The organism is Micromonospora sp. IBHARD003, from assembly GCF_056106285.1.
Map to the genome: position 1 here is coordinate 2107026 of NZ_JBWBBX010000001.1, position 18653 is coordinate 2125678.

Genomic DNA, 18653 nt, shown 5'->3' on the forward strand with positions numbered 1-18653 from the left:
GTCCGGAACTCGATCATCGGCGTGGCGGATTGGTGAAGCGGCACCGTAACAGCGGTCGATTACTCAGGGCAATGATCCGAAATGCGGTGCGGATACGCCTGTGTGAGGCTGATGGCGGCCCTGGCCCCTAGTTCCCTTACGGAGGCATCACCATGGCCAAGAACAAGAACCGCGAGCGTAAGCAGCCGGCCGCGTCGAACGCCGAGCGCGGCGCGCAGCAGGCCCGTTCCTCGTCGATGGAGGCGCAGGCCGAGCACCGGGCGGCTCAGGTCACCCCCACCGACATGGCACACAAGGGCCGTCAGAAGCGCTTCGGCCACAACTGACGCGAGGCCGCGCGTCGACCGGCTCCGACGCATCGGCACAACACCCGAGGGGCGCTCCCGATAACGACGGGGGCGCCCTTCGAACGTGCAGGACGAGACACGGCCGGGGCCGGGGCCCCGGCCGTCGTCAGCCCGCCAGACAGGACGGGCCGAGCAGTACCTTCAGATCGCCGAAGAGGGCGGGGTCGGGCTGCACCCGGTGCCGGTCGAGCCGCAGCACCGTGGTCTTGCGGGCGCCCTGGAGCTTGATGCGCACCTCGGTGTTGCCCTTGTGGTGGCCGAGGATCTCACCGAGACGGCTGACCATGGGCGGGGTGACCTTGACCGTGGGGATGGTGATCACCACGGGTGCGTTGGTGCCCGCCGACGAGAGGTCGGGGACCATCAGCTCCATCGCGACGAGCCGGGGCACGTCCTCACGCTTGTCGAGCCGTCCCTTGACGAAGACGACCGTGTCCTCGACCAGCTGGGTGGACACCAGCTGGTAGGTCGCCGGGAAGAACATGCACTCGATGGATCCGGCGAGGTCCTCCACGGTGGCGATCGCCCAGGCGTTGCCCTGCTTGGTCATCTTGCGCTGCAGGCCCGAGATGATGCCGCCGATGGTGACGACCGCGCCGTCCGCGTGCTCACCACCGGTGAGCTGGGAGATCGCCGCGTCCGTCTTGTCGCTGAGCACGTGCTCGATACCGAAGAGCGGGTGGTCGGAGACATAGAGGCCGAGCATCTCGCGCTCCTGCGCGAGCAGATACGACTTCTCCCACTCGACGTCGGAGAACTCGACGTCGAGGCCGAAGCCCGGCTCGCTGCTCTCCTCGTCGCCCATGCCGCCGAAGAGGTCGAACTGCCCCTCGGCCTCCTTGCGCTTGACCGCGACCACGTTGTCGATCATGGGCTCGTGCTGGGCGACCAGGCCCTTGCGGGTGTGGCCCATCTCGTCGAAGGCACCGGCCTTGATGAGCGACTCGACGGTCCGCTTGTTGCAGACGACCGCCTCGACCTTGTCCAGGAAGTCCGGGAAGGACGAGTATTTCCCCTTGGCCTTGCGGCACTTGATGATCGACTCGACGACGTTCTGTCCGACGTTACGGACGGCGGTCAGACCGAAGAGGATGACGTCGTCGCCCTGGGCGGCGAAGTTCGACAAGGACTCGTTCACGTTGGGCGGCAGGACCTTGATGCCCATGCGCCGGCACTCGTTCAGGTAGACCGCGGACTTGTCCTTGTCGTCCTTGACCGAGGTGAGCAGCGCCGCCATGTACTCGGCGGGGTGGTTGGCCTTGAGGTACGCGGTCCAGTACGAGACGAGGCCGTACGCGGCGGAGTGCGCCTTGTTGAAGGCGTAGCCGGCGAAGGGGACCAGCACGTCCCACAGGGCCTGGATGGCCTCGTCGCTGTACTCCTTCTTCCGGGCGCCTTCCTGGAAGAGGACGAAGTTCTTCGCCAGCTCCTCGGGCTTCTTCTTGCCCATGACGCGGCGGAGGATGTCGGCCTCGCCGAGCGAGTACCCGGCGATGATCTGGGCGGCCTTCTGCACCTGCTCCTGGTAGACGATCAGGCCGTAGGTGACGGCCAGGACCTCCTCGAGGGGCTTCTCCAGCTCGGGGTGGATCGGGGTGATCTCCTGCTGGCCGTTCTTGCGCAGCGCGTAGTTCGTGTGCGAGTTCATGCCCATCGGGCCCGGCCGGTACAGGGCGGACACGGCGGAGATGTCTTCGAAGTTGTCGGGCTTCATCAGCCGCAGCAGCGAGCGCATGGGGCCGCCGTCGAACTGGAAGACGCCGAGGGTGTCGCCGCGCTGGAGCAGTTCGAAGGTCGTGGGGTCGTCGAGCGGCAGGCTCAGCAGATCGATGTCGATCCCCTTGTTGGCCTTCACCATCTTGACGGCGTCGTCCATGATCGTGAGGTTGCGCAGGCCGAGGAAGTCCATCTTCAGCAGGCCGAGCGACTCGCAGCTCGGGTAGTCCCACTGGGTGATGGTGACGCCGTCGGTGTGCCGCACCCAGACGGGAACGTGGTCGGTGATGGTCTCGCTGGACATGATCACGCCGGCGGCGTGCACGCCCATCTGCCGGACCAGGCCTTCGACGCCGCGGGCGGTGTCGATCACCTTCTTCACGTCGGGTTCGTTCTCGTACATCCCGCGGATCTCGCCGGCCTCCGAGTACCGGGGGTGGCTCGAGTCGGTGATGCCGGAGAGCGGGATGCCCTTGCCGAGGACGTCGGCGGGCATCGCCTTGGTGAGCCGGTCGCCCATCGCGTACGGGTAACCGAGGACGCGCGCGGAGTCCTTGATCGCGTTCTTGGCCTTGATGGTGCCGTAGGTGCCGATCATGGCGACCTTGTCGGCGCCGTACTTCTCCGTCACGTACCTGATCACCTCGACGCGCCTGCGCTCGTCGAAGTCGATGTCGACGTCGGGCATCGAGATGCGCTCGGGGTTGAGGAAGCGCTCGAAGATCAGACCGTGCGGGATCGGGTCGAGGTCGGTGATGCCGAGGGCGTAGGCCACGATCGAGCCGGCTGCCGAGCCGCGGCCGGGGCCGACCGCGATGCCCTGGTTCTTGGCCCACATGATGAAGTCGGCGACCACGAGGAAGTAGCCCGGGAAGCCCATCGAGATGATGGTGTCCATCTCGTACTCGACCTGCTTGAGGCGATCCTCCGGGATGTTTCCGGCGAAGCGGCGCTCCATGCCGCGCATGGTCTCCTCGCGGAACCAGGAGACCTCGGTGTAGCCCTCGGGGATGTCGAACTTGGGCATCAGGTTCCGCTGCTGGAACATGCCCTCGGTGGTGACCTGTTCGGCGACCAGCAGGGTGTTGCGGCAGCCCTCCTGCCAGGCGTCCGACGAGTCGATGGCGTACATCTCGTCGGTCGACTTCAGGTAGTAACCGGTGCCGTCGAACTTGAAGCGGTCCGGGTCGGAGAGGTTCTTGCCGGTCTGGATGCACAGCAGCGCGTCATGGGCGCCGGCCTCATGGGCGTAGGTGTAGTGCGAGTCGTTGGTGACCAGCGGCGGGATGCCGAGCTTCTTGCCGATCTCGAGGAGTCCGTCGCGGACCCGGCGCTCGATCTCGATGCCGTGGTCCATCAGCTCCAGGAAGTAGCGGTCCTTGCCGAAGATGTCCTGGTACTCGGCGGCCGACTTCAGGGCCTCGTCGAAGTGGCCGAGGCGCAGCCGGGTCTGCAGCTCGCCCGAGGGGCAGCCGGTGGAGGCGATCAGGCCCTCGGACCACTGGGAGATGGTCTCCTTGTCCATACGGGGCCACTTCTGCAGCCAGCCCTCGGCGTACGCGTCCGAGGAGAGCCGGAAGAGGTTGTGCAGACCCGTCGAGTTCGCCGCCCAGATGGTCTTGTGGGTGTAACCACCCGAACCGGAGACGTCGTCCCTCTTCTGATGCGGCTGGCCCCACTGGATCTTCCGCTTGTTCCGCCGGGACTCGGGGGCGACATACGCCTCGATGCCGATGATCGGGGTGACCCCGGCCTTCTGCGCGGAGTGGAAGAAGTCGTACGCACCGTGCAGATTGCCATGGTCGCTCATGGCGATGTGCGTCATGCCCATCTCGTTGCAGGCGTTGAACATGTCCTTGAGCCGCGCCGCACCGTCCAGCAGGGAGTACTGGGTGTGGACGTGAAGGTGCGTGAAAGGCGGCTTGGTCACGACGGAAGGCCTCCGGGAAACGGTAGGAGACAGACTGCGGGCTGTCTGGGGGGACAGCGACGAAGTCTACGGCTCCCCAGTGACAATCGCGGGGCACTCAGGACTACCGTCGTGCGTTGAACGGGACGGAACACCCTGTCCGCTTTCGTTACGTTTCTCATGTACCAGGAGGCACCCAGCGATGTCGGTCCACCAGCCCACGGCCGGCGAGCGCGGCGAGGAGATCCTCTCCGTCTTCGACACTGCCTTCGGCCAGCTCCTGGCCGCCGACCCGGCCGCGTTCCGGGTGAAGTTCCGCAAGATGGCCGCCTCGGCCTTCGCCTTCTACCGGGGCACGGCGTGCCTGTTCTACGCCGACCTGGAGCGGGAGCAGAACAGCGGTCCGTATCTGGACGAGCGCACGAGCCGCGTGTGGATCCACGGCGACCTCCACGCCGAGAACTTCGGCACGTACATGGACGCGAACGGCCGACTGATCTTCAACGTCAACGACTTCGACGAGGCCTACGTCGGCCCCTTCACCTGGGACGTCAAGCGGCTCTCCGCCTCGCTGGCGCTGATCGGCTACACCAAGGCGCTCAGTGACGAGCAGATCTCCGACCTGGTGCGGATCTACGCGGCCGCCTACCGCGAGCGCATCCACGCGCTGGCCTCGGGCGCCAAGAACGACGAGGTGCCGCCCTTCACTTTGGACACGGCCGAGGGCCCGCTGCTCACCGCGCTGCGCAGCGCCCGTGCGCTGACCCGCTTCGGGCTGCTGAACTCGATGACCGAGATCCGGGAGTACGAGCGGCGCTTCACCGAGGGCGGCGGTGCGATCGAGCTGGACGCCGCGACGCGGTACAAGGTGCTGGCGGCCTTCGACGGCTATCTCGAGACCCTGCCCGAGGCGAGCCTCGCGCGCCCCGACTCCTACCGGGTGAAGGACGTCGTCGGACGGCGTGGCGTCGGCATCGGCTCGGCCGGGCTGCCCTCGTACAACATCCTGCTGGAGGGCAACAGCGACGCCCTCGAGAACGACGTCGTGATCTATATGAAGCAGGCGCAGACCCCGGCGGTCTCGCGGCACATCACCGACGAGCGGGTGCGCGGCTACTTCCAGCACGAGGGCCACCGCACGGTGATCTCGCAGCGGGCCCTGCAGGACCACGCGGACCCGTGGCTCGGCTGGACGGAGCTCGACGGGGCCGGGCAGCTGGTCGCGGAGGTCTCGCCGTACGCGGTGGACCTCGACTGGTCGGACATCGACGACCTGGCGGAGATCTCGGCGACCGTCGCGGACCTCGGACGGGCGACGGCCACGATGCACGCGGCGGCGGACGACGAGAGCGGCCACTCGCTGGTGCCGTTCTCCACGGAGCGGGCCATCGACGCGGCGATCGCGGCGGACGAGGACGGCTTCGGGGACCTGCTGGTGGAATTCGCGCACAGCTACGGTGCGCGCGCCCGGGCCGACCACCAGATCTTCGTGGATCTCTTCCGCAACGGCCGGATCCCGGGTCTGGCCTAGTACGGCGGGGTGTTACTGCGGGATACCGCGGTCAGGGCCTTAAGGGGCGTTTATCTCGGACCGTGGCACACTCCTCGGTTGATGGACGTATCAGGAACCGGGCTCAGAGGGCTACGGGCAGCGATTTTCTCGGCACTTGTCGTGACGCTGTCCGTGGCCTCGCATGTGTTGCTCTCCCGTGTGCCGCTGCCGCTGGGCACCGTGTGTGCCGTGGCGGCCGGGGTGTTCCTGCTGGCCTACGCCCTGGCCGGGCGTCGCGAGCGCGCCTACGGTCCGATCGCCGCCGTGCTCGTCCCGCTGGAGCTGGCCGCGGACACGGTCTTCACCACGGGTCAGCACGTCTGTTACGGCGCCGCGGGCGGCCCGGTCGCCGGTTCGCTCCGCTCGGTGGGCGTGGACGTCCTCTGCGGCGGCGTCGGCGCTCCGCTTCCGGGTGTGACCACCGCCCGGGGCCGCACGGCCTCGCTGCTCGACTCCCCCGATCCGTCCGTGCCCTGGCTGCTGCTGGCCGCGCACGTGGCCGTGGGACTGATCGCCGCCGCGTGGCTGCGGCACGGCGAGGCGGCCCTCGCGGGTCTGCTGCGGGCCGTCGCGGCCTTCGCCTTCCGGCCGCTGCTGATCGCGGTGGCCACCACCGGGTCCTGCGCCCGCCGTCCGGGGCGCACATCGCGTCCTTTCGGCCGCCCGCGCTCCGGAAAGCCCCTACTGCTCGTTCACTCCGTGGGACGGAGGGGACCACCGCCGATGGCTCTCGCTCTTGCCTGAAAGCGGCAGTCCCCGCACACCCACCCGTCCACAGCCACACACCGACACGGAGAACCGAAAGATGAGTGCACGCAACAGCCAGGCCAACAAGGCAGCCGCCCGCGAGCGGATGCGCGCGGAGCGCGAGCGTCAGGCCAAGAAGGACAAGGTCAGGCGGCAGCTGATCGTCGCCGCGTCGATCGTCGGCGTACTCGCCGCGGCAGGCGGTGCCGGATACCTCATCATGCAGGCCACCAAGCCCGGCGCGTGGGAGGCCGCGAAGAACGCGAAGCTGGTCAAGCCGAACAACACGACGGGCGAGGACGGCACGACGGTCCTGCTCGGCAAGGCCAGTGCCAAGAAGACCCTGCAGGTCTACGAGGACCCGCGGTGCCCCGTCTGCGCCGGCTTCGAGCAGACCGTCGGCCCGACCATCGAGAAGGACCTCAAGAGCGGCAAGTACAAGGTCGAGTTCATCGGCGCCACGTTCATCGACCGCAACATCCCCGGTGAGGGCTCCCGCAACGCGCTCAGCGCGATGGGCGCCGCGCTGAATGTCAGCCCCGACGCCTTCCTCGCGTACAAGCGCGAGCTGTACTCGGCCGAGAACCACCCCAAGGAGACGGAGGACAAGTTCAAGGACGACGCCTTCCTGATCAAGGTGGCCGACAAGGTGCCCTCGCTGAAGAGCAACGAGTCGTTCCGCAAGGCGGTCGAGGGCGGCACCTACGACCGCTGGGCGCTGGAGATGTCCAAGAGGTTCGACGACAACAAGTCCGGCGTCGAGGGCACTCCGTCCTTCGTCATGGACGGCAAGAAGCTGACCGGCGCCGACGGCAAGAACGCGCCCATGAGCGTGGCCGACTTCACCGCCGCGGTCGACAAGGCGATCGCCGGCAAGTAGGCGTCCGCTCCCGGCATACGACGGGGGGTGCGGCTCATGGCCGCACCCCCCGTCGCGTTCTCCGGACTCGGCCGACGACCGCGACCGAGCGCATCGCCAGGTCCCCCGGCCCTCGGCGGGTAACGGAACGCGGCACTTCTCCCAACGGCTGGACGAACTTTTGTCGTTCACCTATCCGTTGGTCTTACCGGTCAGTAGTCTGACCGGCCGTGACCAGACTCCCCACAACTCCCAGCCGGCGCTCGGTCGTCAAAGCCGCCGCCACCGCTGTCGCCACCACCGCTGTCGCCGCCCCCGCGCTGGCGGCCGCCTCCACCGCCCACGCCGCAGACGCACAGGGCGCCGCCTTCCTCCACGGCGTCGCCTCGGGCGACCCGCTTCCCGACGGTGTGCTGCTGTGGACCCGGGTCACTGCGGCCTCCGACGCCGTGCCCGGCTCCGGCAAGGGCCCCGCCACCGATGTGGACTGGGAGGTCGCCGAGGACAGGGCGTTCACCAGGGTCGTCGCCCGCGGCCGGACCACCGCCACCGCGGCCGCCGACCACACCGTCAAGGCGGATGTGCGCGGCCTGCGGCCGTCCACCGCCTACTGGTTCCGCTTCTCCGCCGGCACGGCGGTCTCCCCCGTCGGCCGCACCCGCACCGCGCCCGCCGTCGACGCGAGCGCGTCCGGCGTGCGCTTCGGGGTCGTCTCCTGCGCCAACTGGGAGTCGGGCTACTTCGCCGCGTACCGCCATCTGGCCGCCCGCGCCGACCTGGACGCGATCCTCCACCTCGGCGACTACATCTACGAGTACGGCACCGGCGGCTACCCGGAGGAGAAGTACGTCGTACGGCAGCACGAGCCCAAGCACGAGATCCTCAGCCTCGCCGACTACCGCACCCGGCACGGCAAGTACAAGACCGACGCCGACCTGCAGGCGATGCACGCCGCCCACCCGCTCGTCGCGATCTGGGACGACCACGAGATAGCCAACGACTCCTGGTCCGGCGGCGCCGAGAACCACACCCCGGGCACCGAGGGCGACTACGCGGCCCGCGCCGCGGTCGCCAAGCAGGCCTATTTCGAGTGGATGCCCGTGCGCACCTCCACCGAGGGCACCGTCTACCGCCGGCTTCGCTTCGGCAAGCTGGCCGATCTGCATCTGCTGGACCTGCGCTCGTTCCGCTCCCAGCAGGCCTCGGTGGGCAGCGGCAAGGTCGACGACCCGGAGCGCACGATCACCGGCCGCGCCCAGCTCGACTGGCTCAAGTCGGGCCTGGCGGCATCGGATGCGGCCTGGAAGCTGGTCGGCACCTCGGTGATGATCTCGCCGGTCGCCTTCGGTTCGCTCCCGGCCCATCTGCTCGGACCCATCGCCGAGCTGCTCGGGCTGCCCAAGGAGGGCCTGGCCGTCAACGTGGACCAGTGGGACGGCTACACGGACGACCGCAAGGAGCTGCTGAAGCACCTGACGGACCGGGGCATCAAGAACACCGTCTTCCTCACCGGTGACATCCACATGGCCTGGGCCAACGACGTTCCGGTGAAGGCGGCGACGTATCCGCTGTCGCAGTCGGCCGCGACCGAGTTCGTGGTGACCTCGGTGACCTCGGACAACCTGGACGACATCCTGCACATCGCTCCGGGCACGCTCTCCCTGGTCGCGGCGACCGCGATCAAAGCCGCCAACCGCCATGTGAAGTGGGTCGACATGGACCACCACGGCTACGGCGTCCTCGATGTGACCGCCGAGCGCTCGCAGATGGACTACTACACGGTGTCCGACAAGTCCAAGCCCGACGCGACCGCCTCCTGGAGCCGCTCGTACCGGACGCTGAACGGGACGCAGAAGGTCGAGAGAGTGAACCAGCCGGTGCGCTGAACGGGCGGGTTCCGGTTCCTCTAACCTGGCGCCATGAACGCGTCGGGGGATGTGATCGACGGGCGCTTCGAGCTGATCGAGACGCTCGGCAGTGGAGGAATGGGCACGGTGTGGCGGGCCCGCGACACCGTGCTCCACCGCGAAGTCGCCCTGAAGGCGGTCAGATCCGATGCGGGGGCGTCCGCCGCCGTACGGGAGCGTGTGCTGCGCGAGGCCCGGGCGCTCGCACGGATCAGCCATCCCCATGTGGTGACGGTCCATCATATCGTTGACGCGGAGCCCCATCCGTGGATCGTGATGGAGCTGGTGCCGGGCCTCTCGCTGCAGCAGCGGCTCGCCGAGGGCCCGATGGCGCCGGCTGAGGCCGCGCGCATCGGCCGCCAGGTGCTCGCCGCGCTGAACGCCGCGCACGCTGCGGGCATTCAGCACCGGGACGTCAAGCCCGCCAACGTCCTGCTGCGCGCAGGCGATTCCCCCGGGCCGGGCGGCACGACCGGGGACGGCGCCCCTACCGCCGTGCTCACCGACTTCGGGATCGCGGCGCTGGAGGGCTCGGCCGCGCTCACCATGACCGGCGAGCTGATCGGTTCGCCCGAGTACATCGCCCCGGAGCGGGTCCGCGGCCACGACAGGGACAACCCCGCGTCCGACCTCTGGTCGCTGGGGCTGGTGTTGTACGTGTGTACGGAGGGTGTCAGCCCGCTGCGCCGGGACTCGACCCTGGCCACCCTGGCCGCGGTGCTCGACGACCCGGTCCCGCCCCCGGTCCGCTCCGGACCGATCGCCCCGGTGCTGGAGGCGCTGCTGGTACGGGATCCCGCGGCACGGCCCGGCGCCGGGGAACTGGACGCGATGCTGGCGCGGGTGGAGGCCGGCGGCACACCGGACTGGTCGGCGCCCACGCTGACACGGCAGGTGCCGCCACGGCCGGCGCCCGTACCGCCCGTACCCACGCAGCTGGACAGCCCTCGTCCCACCGTTCCCGAGCACTCCCGGCCGTCCCAGGCGGAGGGCCGGGGACGCGGCCGTACGCCCGTGGTCGTCGCCGTGATCGCGGTGGCCGTGGCCATCACCGCGGCCGCCGCGCTCGCGTTCACCCTGCACCGGCAGGGGTCGGGAGGCGCCCAGGACGCCAAGGGCCCCGGTGGCACCACCGGCAGTGCGGCACCGGCCACGCGCTCCTCACCGGCGGCCTCTGCGCGGACGGCCTCTCCGCGGACGGCGCCGGTCCCGGCCCCGGCACCCGTCTCCAGCACGCCGGGCACGGCCCCCTCGTCCGCCGCGGCGGGCCACAACTCGCCCCCGTCGCCCGGGCGCTGGATCGCCCAGCTCTATTCCGAGCCGGTCGCCTCGGGTACCGCCGCCCGCGACCGCCGTCTCGCCGGCATCCGCGCGACCGTGCCCGAGGCCGATGTCCTGCGCAGCGACGACTACGCCTCCCTCCGGCCCGGTTTCTGGGTGATCTACGCACCGGGTCCCTTCGGCAGCGGCGCAGCCGCGCTGGACTTCTGCGCCGAGCGCGGCAGGACCACGGCGAACTCCTGCATCGGCCGCTATCTGAGCACCAGCCCCGACGACTACGGGCTGCAGTGCCGGCCGCCGGCGAGCAGCCCGGCGGGCCGGTGCAACCGGCCCTGAGATCCCCCGCGTCAGTCCTGCGCGAGCGAGTCGAGGAAGCCGAGCGCCACCCGCCAGGTCTGCTCGGCCGACTCCTCGTCGTAGTCGGGCAGGTCCGGGTCGGTGTACAGATGCCCCGCGCCCGGGTAGCGGTGGATCTCCACTTCGGCCCCTGCCCTGCCCATCTGGAGATACCAGGCCGTCAGCCAGTCGTTCGTCTCGAACGGGTCGGGGTCGGCCACATGCAGCTGCACGGGCAGTTCATCAACCTGGGCATTGTTCGCGATGTCGGAGGTACCGTGCAGAAGGAGCAGACCGCGTGCCTTCTCGTCGCCGAGCGCGAGATTCTGGGCCACGGCCGCGCCGAGTGAGAAGCCCGCGTAGACGAGTCCGCGCTCGGAGTGGGGAGCTGCGGCCAGGACCGCGCGCTTGAGGAGTTCGTCGACGCCGACCTCGGCACGGAACTCCATGGCCTCCTCGACGGAATCGAAGGTACGTCCCTCGAAGAGGTCGGGCGTCCACACCTGGTGACCGGCGTCACTCAGCCGCCCGGCAGCCGAGCGCACGGCCGGCCGCAGACCGTACACCGAATGGAAAAGCATGATGTCCATGCGGTCAGGTTACGTTCGAGGACATGGAGAACGTGCTGCGCCCGATGATCGTCCTGGCCGGTTCGGTGGCGGTGACGCTGCTGCTGGTGTGGCTGGCGGACCTGCTGCTCCGCCGTGCCGACGCCCGGCACACCGAGACCCCGCTGTGGGGTCTGCTGCGCCGCTGCCGCACACCGCTGCAGGTGGTGCTGCTCGCCGCGTTGCTGAGGGGCACGTACGGGGAGACGCACATCACGGCCGTGGAGGCCCATGAGCAGCTGATCGGCCATGTGCTCACCCTGGTGCTGATCTCCGCGTCCGCCTGGCTCGTGGTGCGGATCGCCGCCGCCGTGGTCGAGTCCACGTACTCGCGCTACGCGGCCACCACCCGTGATCCGGCGCGGGTTCGCAGGGTGCGGACACAAGTGACGCTGGTGCAGCGGATCGTCACCGCCATCGTCGGTGTCGTCGCCTTCGCGTCGATGCTGCTGACCTTCCCGGGAATGGACAAACTGGGCGCCTCCCTGCTGGCATCCGCCGGTGTCCTCGGCATCGTCGCCGGTGTCGCCGCACAGTCCACGCTCGGCAATCTCTTCGCCGGATTCCAGATCGCCTTCGGTGACATGGTGCGCATCGGCGACACGGTCGTGGTCGACGGCGAGTGGGGCACCGTGGAGGAGGTCACCCTCACCTTCCTCGCCGTGCGGACCTGGGACGAGCGGCGGATCACCATGCCGGTGTCGTACTTCACCAGCAAGCCGTTCGAGAACTGGTCGCGCGGCGGTGCGCAGATGACCGGCACGGTCCTGTTCCATCTGGACCACTCGGCGCCGGTGCACGAGATGCGCGAGAAGCTCCAGGAGATCCTGCACGAGTGCAAGGCGTGGGACGGCCGTGACTGGTCGCTCGCGGTCACGGACACCACACCGAACTCGATGGTCGTACGGGCGGTGGTCACCGCGAAGGACGCGGACGACATCTGGACGGTGCGCTGCGCCGTCCGCGAGCAGCTCATCGCCTGGCTGTGCGACCACCATCCGTACGCCCTGCCCCGCATCACGACGGCGATGGCGGTGGAAGCGCCGGGGTACCGCACCGAGCAGGAGGAGAGCGTTCCCCGTCGCACCGGACGGGGGTAGCTCCCCGGACAGCACACCCAGTGCTGTGACCTGGTTGTCCTCGCTAGTGGCCGTGCTCCGCGCCGCCGTTGACCTGGATGACCTGGGCGGTGACATGGCCGGCGGCGGGAGAGGCGAGCCAGCGCAGGGTCTGCGCCACATCGCCGGGGTGGCCGGCCCGTCCGGTGGAGGTCTCGGCGACGAGGGCCTCGCGACGCTCCTGGGACAGGCCGTCGCCGAAGAAGTCGGTCTCCTCGACATAGCCGGGCGCGACGACGTTCACGGTGATGCCGCGCGGCCCGAGTTCCCTGGCGAGGCGAAAGGCATAGGGGTGCAGGGCGGCCTTCGACGCGGCGTACGCGCCCGGTCCGGAGCCGCGGTACGCCGCGATGGAGCTCAGGAAGAGCACCCGGCCCCCTGGCGTGGCCAGATGGTCCTTGAGCGCCTCGGTGAGAAGAGCGGCCGTGAGGGTGTTCAGCCGGAAACCGACCGTCCAGTCATGGGCCACGGCCTCCAGCGGATCCTCGAACTCCGGCCGCGGCTCCAGTCTTCCGCTGCCGCCGGCGCCGTGCACCAGCACATCGACGGTGCCGAACTCACGCGCGGCGAACTCCGCGGCGCGGCGGGCGCCTTGGGGCTCGCTGAGATCGGCCGCGCAGTAGCGGGCCCCCGGGATCCGGCCGGCCGCCCGCTGCAGTACGTCCTCGCGCCGCCCGAGGAGCAGCACCTGCTCCCCGTCCGCGGCGAAGGCCTCGGCCGTCGCGAATCCGATGCCGGTACCTCCGCCGCTGATGACCACGGTGCGCGCCATGTCTTGATCATACGACCGGTCCTGGTTCGGGCGGATTGTCCGGCACCGCGGTGCGGCCCGCGGCGGCACGGGTTCAGCGCAGGCTGCGCACATCGAGATGGCGCAGGACCCGGTCCACCACCTCGGGATCGGTCCCCGGCTCGCTGCGCGCCGCGAGGACCTCGTGGCGGGCGGCGGACAGCATCTCCCGGGTGATGCGCGCGAGGGTGCGGTGCCGGTCGGCGCGCCTGGCGTACCAGTCGCGGCGTTCGTCGTCCACGATGTCGGGGCTGATCCGGGTGCCGACGTCGTACGCCGCACGCTGCAGCCGCTCGGTGATGTCCTCCGGCAGCTCCTCCACCTCCTCGATCTCCTTCAGCCGGTGCTTGGCCGCCCGTGCGGCCCGCAACGCGAGATCCCGCTCCAGGGCCCGCTCGGCGTCCGTGTCGGCCCGCACGCCGAGACGCCTGACCAGCCAGGGAAGGGTCAGGCCCTGCGCGACCAGAGTGGTCATGATCACCGCGAAGGCGATGAAGATGATCTCGCTACGGCCGGGGAACGGACTGCCGTCGGCGGTCCGCAGCGGGATCGCCAGGGCCAGTGCCACCGACGCCACACCCCGCATCCCCGACCACCACATGATGACGGTCTCCCGCCAGCCGACCGGGATCTCCTCGTCGTAGTCGCGGAGGCGATGGAGCCGCTTCGCGAGCCAGGTCGCGGGCATCAGGTACAGCAGCCGTACGCCGACGACGACGGCCACGACCGCTGCCGCCCACCCCGCCATCCCGAACTCGCGTCCGGCTGCCGCACCGAGCACGTGGTGGAGCTCGAGTCCGATCAGCCCGAACGCGAGGCCGGTCACCAGGATGTCCACCACCTGCCAGAACGTGTTGCCCGCGAAGCGCCACATGACGTCGTCGGCGTCGACGGCGTTCTCCGCGAGATACAGGGCGGTGACGAGGACGGCGAGCACGCCCGAGCCCAGGAACTCCTCGGCGAGCACATAGCTCACGTACGGCACCAGCAGGGTGAGCCCGATCTGCAGGGTCGCATCGCCTAGCAGCCCCATCAGCCGGTTCGACAGCCAGCCCAGTGCGAGGCCGACCGCGACCGCCACCACGGCGGAGAGCACCAGCTCCCCGGCCGCCCGCGGCCAGGAGAAGGTGCCGCTGACCGCGGCGGCGATCGCCACGTGGTAGAGCACGATCGCGGTGACGTCGTTGAAGAGCCCCTCGCCCTCCAGGATCGACACCAGCCGCCGGGGCAGCCCGAGCGAGCCCGCGACGGCGGTGGCGGCCACCGGGTCGGGGGGTGCGACGAGGGCCCCGAGAGCGACCGCGGCGGCGAGCGGCAGCCCGGGGACGATCGCGTGGGCGACGGCCGCGACGGCCGCCGTGGTGACGAACACCAACGCGACGGCGAGCAGCAGGATCGGCCGGATGTTGGCGGTGAACTGCCGCCAGGACGTGCGCTGTACGGCAGCGTAGAGCAGGGGCGGCAGCAGCAGGGGCAGGATGTACTCGGGCGGCAGCGCCACGTTCGGGACGAACGGCAGCAGCGCGAGGACCACCCCGAGCAGCGTCATCAGCACGGGCGCGGGCAGCCCCATGCGCTCGCCCAGCGGCACGGTGACCACGGCCCCCAGCAACAGCACGAACAACAGGGCCAATTGGTCCACGGGCGCACCCCTTCGGCAGGGCAGAGCAGCGACGGCAGGCGCGGCAAGCCTCCCACGCGATCCCCGCGAATCGGGATCATTCCCCGCGCCGTCGCCCCACCCTGTCGCCACGCCCCGTCGCCCTGTTCAGCGGCTCACGCGCGGCCCTCCCGTCCGGACGGCCGGGCCGCTGCCGGTGTGCGGGAAGCCGCCGCGCCGAGGGCGCTCAGGCGCTCTCTGCCGCGATCCGGTCCAGCGCCGACTGGAGGTCGTCCGGGTACGTGCTGGCGAACTCGACCCACTGCCCGTCCGAAGGGTGCTCGAACCCGAGGCGCACCGCGTGCAGCCACTGCCGGGTGAGCCCGAGCCGCCGCGCCATCGTCGGGTCGGCGCCATAGGTGAGATCGCCCACACACGGGTGCCGGTGGGCCGCCATGTGCACCCGGATCTGGTGCGTTCGGCCCGTCTCCAGCTTGATGTCGAGCAGCGAGGCGGCCCGGAAGGCCTCCATCAGGTCGTAGTGGGTGACGGACGGCTTGCCCTCCGCGGTCACGGCCCACTTGTAGTCGTGCTGGGGGTGGCGGCCGATCGGCGCGTCGATCGTGCCGCTCAGCGGGTCCGGGTGGCCCTGCACCAGCGCGTGGTACCGCTTGTCCACGGTGCGGTCCCGGAACTGCTGCTTCAGCAGGGTGTACGCCCGCTCCGACTTCGCGACCACCATCAGGCCGGAGGTGCCGACGTCCAGCCGGTGCACGATGCCCTGCCGCTCCGCGGCGCCCGACGTGGAGATCCGGTACCCGGCGGCGGCCAGTCCACCGATCACGGTGGTCCCCGTCCAGCCGGGGCTCGGATGCGCGGCCACCCCGACCGGCTTGACGATCACGACGATGTCGTCGTCGTCGTGCACGATCTCCATGCCCTCGACCGGCTCGGCCACGATCTGCACCGGCGCGGGCGCCTGCGGCATCTCGACCTCGAGCCACGCACCGCCGCTGACCCGCTCGGACTTGCCCACGACCGTGCCGTCGACCAGCACCTTCCCGGCGGCTGCGAGCTCGGCGGCCTTGGTGCGGGAGAACCCGAACATCCGGGAGACGGCGGCGTCGACGCGCTCGCCTTCGAGGCCGTCGGGAACGGGCAGGGTGCGGGTTTCGGGAAGCGTACTCACCCGTCGAGTATGCCTTGTCCTTCCCCGTGACCGTTCCCGCGGTCGGCGGCCGGCGGCCCGTACGGACTCCCGGGGCGGCCGTGAACGGGCGCCCCGGTCCTTGCGAGCGCCCGGTACCTGTGGGGCCTCAGTCCTTGTGGACGGTCCCGTCCGGGTCCAGTCCACGGAAGGAGAGGATCACGATGAGGAAGCCGCCGCACACGATCGCCGAGTCCGCGAGATTGAACACCGCGAAGTGCGCGGGCGCGATGAAGTCGACGACCGCACCCTCGAGGAAGCCGGGTGCCCGGAAGATCCGGTCGGTGAGGTTGCCCAGCGCCCCGCCCAGCAGCAGCCCGAGCGCGATGGCCCACGGGAGGCTGTAGAGCTTGCGCGCCAGCCGTGCGATCACCACGACCACGGCCGCCGCGATGATCGTGAAGATGATGGTGAACGCACCGCCGAAGCCGAAGGCCGCGCCGGGATTGCGCACCGCCGTGAACTTCAGCAGATCGCCGACGACCGGGATCGGCGGCTGGTGCTCCAGCTTGGCCACCACGAGCAGCTTGCTGCCGAGGTCCAGCAGGTACGCCGCAACGGCCACCGCGAACAGCACCAGGATCCGGCGCCTGCCCTTGGGCCGCTCCTCGGCGGCCGCAGCCTCGTCGTCAATGTCCGGCGTACCGATGATGCGCTCCGCCTCTGCCACGTGAGTCCCTCAACCTAGTGCCGTGACCGGAAAGGTCGACCGGCACGCGACGCCCTGCGGGGCACTCCCCTGGCTACCGCCGGAGACCCGCACGCCACGTTGTCCCGTCACCCGAGTACATCCCGTACGAGGGTGATCCTCCGCCTTGCGATGCTCCCCTCGGCCCCGGGGCCTGGGAGAACCCATGCACCGGAGGCCGCGAGCTTCCCGGCAAACGCAGCCGGACCAGCACTGGGTGCCTCGATGGTCACGAGAGTACGGCACACATACCAGGACCGGGCGGGCGAGCCCGGCCCGAGATGATCCTTCCCGGCCCGGCTCGCCCGTCCCCGCGGCGGCGCTGAGCCGCCTCAGCTGCGCCGCTCCTGCTTCTGCTTGTCCTCGACGCACAGAGTGGCCCTGGGGAACGCCTGCATACGCGCCTTGCCGATGGGCTTCCCGCAGATCTCGCACAGGCCGTAGGTGCCCGTGTCGAGGCGGTGCAGTGCCCGCTCGGACTGCTCGACCATCTCGCGGGCGTTGGCGGTCAGGGCCATCTCGTGCTCCCGAGTGATGTTCTTGGTGCCGGTGTCGGCCTGGTCGTCGCCCGCGCCGTCACCCGAGTCCCGCATGAGACCGGTCAGCGCCTCCTCGGAGTGGCTGATCTCGGCCCGCAGCCGGGCCAGCTCGTCCTCCAGCTCCGCACGTGCGTCGGCGACCTCCGCGGGCGTCCAGGGTTCCTCGCCCGGGCGTACCGCGAGCTCTCCGGGTGTCGTCGCGGCGGCACGGTCCGGGGCCAGCGCCGTCGCAGTGCTCTCACCGCCGGCTGTGGCTCCGGCCACGATCTTCTTCGCTCCCACCGTCCTGGCTCCCGTCTGCTCGGCGGCCTTCGCCGCCTCCTTGGCCGCCTTGGCGGCTTTTCCGGCACCGGCGCCCGTCGTCGTCCCGGCAGCCGCCGTCTTCTTGGTCCTGGTCTTCGCCGGCGCCTTGGCGGCCGCGGCGGTGGTGGACGCCCCGGGACGTCCCGCCGTCTCCTTCCGGGTGGGGGGCTTCTTCGCCGCTGCGGTGCTCTTCGCGGCCTGCGCGGGCTTGGCGGCCCGCTTGGGCTTGGCGGCCTTCGCGGACTTGGCAGCCGTCTCAGGCTTGGCGGACTTGGCGGACTTGGCGGACTTGGCGGGCTCCGCGGCCTCGGCGGCCTCGGCGGCCTTCGCCGTCTTGCCGGCCTTCGCCTCCTTCACGGCTTTCCCGGCCTTCCCGGCCTTCTCGCCCTTCTCGGCGTTCTCCGCCGTTGCGGCCTTCTCCGCCGTCGGTGCCTTCGCGCCCCTCGCCGGCTTCGCGGCGGCCCCGGAGGTCGGCTTCGCGGCCGGAGCCCTGGCGACAGCGGTCTTCTTGCCGTCGGCGGGCTTCCTGGCGCCCGTGGCCTTGCTGGCGGCCTTCTTCGCCGGTGCCACGGTCTTCACCTCCGTCGCCTCGTGCGCGCGTGCACCGGCCCCGTCGGCGCTCGCCGGCCGCCGGGTGCCCGTACTCCTCGTCGCGACGGTGCTCTTCTTGCCGTTCATATCTCTGGTCGCCGCTCCCACAGCGGCGGTGGATCTCGTGGACGCCGTCCTCTTCACGGCGGTCTTCTTCGCCACCATGGCCGCGGCCCCTTCACATATTGTGATCTTGCTCGCGAATCGGTGCTGGGACGATAAATCGACCCCAGCCCCGCGGCAACGGGGCACGCCGCCCGTTGGGGCCGCCCCGCGCCTGCTCGGACGCGGGCCTGCATCCGTTGTGCCCAGCTCCCCGGCCTGTAATCCGCCGCCGCGGCCGAGCCCGGGTCCGCTCCGCCCCGTGTGGCCATTCGGGTGCACGGGGAAAATCCGGTCGGCCCCGCCGCACCGGGGCCCTTACACTGGGCGGAGCGAAAGGCGTGGATGGGGACCAGTAGCGTCGTACGCAGCCATGAGCGACCCGGGGACGGTGCGAGCCCGGGGGCGAGCGCGAGGTGAAGATCACCCCGGAGCCGCCGGAAGAAAGCCGAG

14 protein-coding genes are annotated in these 18653 nt (G+C 70.2%); 7 read left to right on the top strand and 7 right to left on the bottom strand.

Going from position 1 to position 18653, the window contains the following annotated elements; translation table 11 throughout:
- The first annotated feature begins 152 nt into the window (after nt 1-152).
- Complete coding sequence (locus ACTWOL_RS09385; protein WP_474296136.1) at nt 153-326, top strand: hypothetical protein; 174 nt, start codon at nt 153-155, stop codon at nt 324-326.
- Nucleotides 327-453: 127 nt separating this feature from the next.
- Here ACTWOL_RS09385 and dnaE read toward each other — a convergent pair whose 3' ends face one another.
- Entirely contained in the window at nt 454-3993 is a 3540-nt protein-coding gene (dnaE, locus tag ACTWOL_RS09390) for a DNA polymerase III subunit alpha (protein WP_474296137.1), read from the bottom strand.
- A 181-nt stretch (nt 3994-4174) separates the two neighbouring features.
- On the opposite strand from dnaE, the gene ACTWOL_RS09395 reads away from it, so the two are divergent.
- From ACTWOL_RS09395 to ACTWOL_RS09415, 5 genes are all read left to right on the top strand, one after another.
- Nucleotides 4175-5503 (top strand): DUF2252 domain-containing protein, encoded by a 1329-nt coding sequence (locus ACTWOL_RS09395; RefSeq protein WP_474296138.1) that lies wholly within the window; start codon nt 4175-4177, stop codon nt 5501-5503.
- A 141-nt stretch (nt 5504-5644) separates the two neighbouring features.
- Nucleotides 5645-6268 carry a hypothetical protein gene (locus ACTWOL_RS09400; protein WP_474296139.1) on the top strand — a complete coding sequence of 208 codons (624 nt, stop codon included), beginning with the start codon at nt 5645-5647 and terminating at the stop codon, nt 6266-6268.
- Nucleotides 6269-6329: 61 nt separating this feature from the next.
- Nucleotides 6330-7151: a thioredoxin domain-containing protein gene (locus ACTWOL_RS09405; protein ID WP_474296140.1), complete on the top strand. Its 822-nt coding sequence runs from the start codon at nt 6330-6332 to the stop codon at nt 7149-7151.
- A gap of 209 nt (nt 7152-7360) precedes the next feature.
- Nucleotides 7361-9016 (top strand): alkaline phosphatase D family protein, encoded by a 1656-nt coding sequence (locus ACTWOL_RS09410; protein WP_474296141.1) that lies wholly within the window; start codon nt 7361-7363, stop codon nt 9014-9016.
- A gap of 33 nt (nt 9017-9049) precedes the next feature.
- Nucleotides 9050-10654, top strand: coding sequence for a serine/threonine-protein kinase (locus ACTWOL_RS09415; protein ID WP_474296142.1), 1605 nt, complete (start codon nt 9050-9052; stop codon nt 10652-10654).
- A gap of 11 nt (nt 10655-10665) precedes the next feature.
- Here the strand turns inward: ACTWOL_RS09415 and ACTWOL_RS09420 are convergent, their stop codons facing one another.
- Nucleotides 10666-11244 carry a dienelactone hydrolase family protein gene (locus ACTWOL_RS09420; protein ID WP_474296143.1) on the bottom strand — a complete coding sequence of 193 codons (579 nt, stop codon included), beginning with the start codon at nt 11242-11244 and terminating at the stop codon, nt 10666-10668.
- Nucleotides 11245-11267: 23 nt separating this feature from the next.
- On the opposite strand from ACTWOL_RS09420, the gene ACTWOL_RS09425 reads away from it, so the two are divergent.
- Complete coding sequence (locus ACTWOL_RS09425) at nt 11268-12362, top strand: mechanosensitive ion channel family protein (protein ID WP_474296144.1); 1095 nt, start codon at nt 11268-11270, stop codon at nt 12360-12362.
- A gap of 43 nt (nt 12363-12405) precedes the next feature.
- Here ACTWOL_RS09425 and ACTWOL_RS09430 read toward each other — a convergent pair whose 3' ends face one another.
- The 5 genes from ACTWOL_RS09430 to ACTWOL_RS09450 form a co-directional block, all read right to left on the bottom strand.
- Nucleotides 12406-13152: an SDR family NAD(P)-dependent oxidoreductase gene (locus ACTWOL_RS09430; protein WP_474296145.1), complete on the bottom strand. Its 747-nt coding sequence runs from the start codon at nt 13150-13152 to the stop codon at nt 12406-12408.
- Nucleotides 13153-13225: 73 nt separating this feature from the next.
- Nucleotides 13226-14812 carry a Na+/H+ antiporter gene (locus ACTWOL_RS09435; RefSeq protein WP_474296146.1) on the bottom strand — a complete coding sequence of 529 codons (1587 nt, stop codon included), beginning with the start codon at nt 14810-14812 and terminating at the stop codon, nt 13226-13228.
- Nucleotides 14813-15017: 205 nt separating this feature from the next.
- Nucleotides 15018-15959 (bottom strand): RluA family pseudouridine synthase, encoded by a 942-nt coding sequence (locus ACTWOL_RS09440; RefSeq protein ID WP_474296147.1) that lies wholly within the window; start codon nt 15957-15959, stop codon nt 15018-15020.
- A 127-nt stretch (nt 15960-16086) separates the two neighbouring features.
- Entirely contained in the window at nt 16087-16647 is a 561-nt protein-coding gene (gene lspA, locus ACTWOL_RS09445) for a signal peptidase II (RefSeq protein WP_474296148.1), read from the bottom strand.
- A gap of 350 nt (nt 16648-16997) precedes the next feature.
- Nucleotides 16998-18263 carry a TraR/DksA family transcriptional regulator gene (locus ACTWOL_RS09450; RefSeq protein WP_474296149.1) on the bottom strand — a complete coding sequence of 422 codons (1266 nt, stop codon included), beginning with the start codon at nt 18261-18263 and terminating at the stop codon, nt 16998-17000.
- Nucleotides 18264-18653 lie beyond the last annotated feature (390 nt).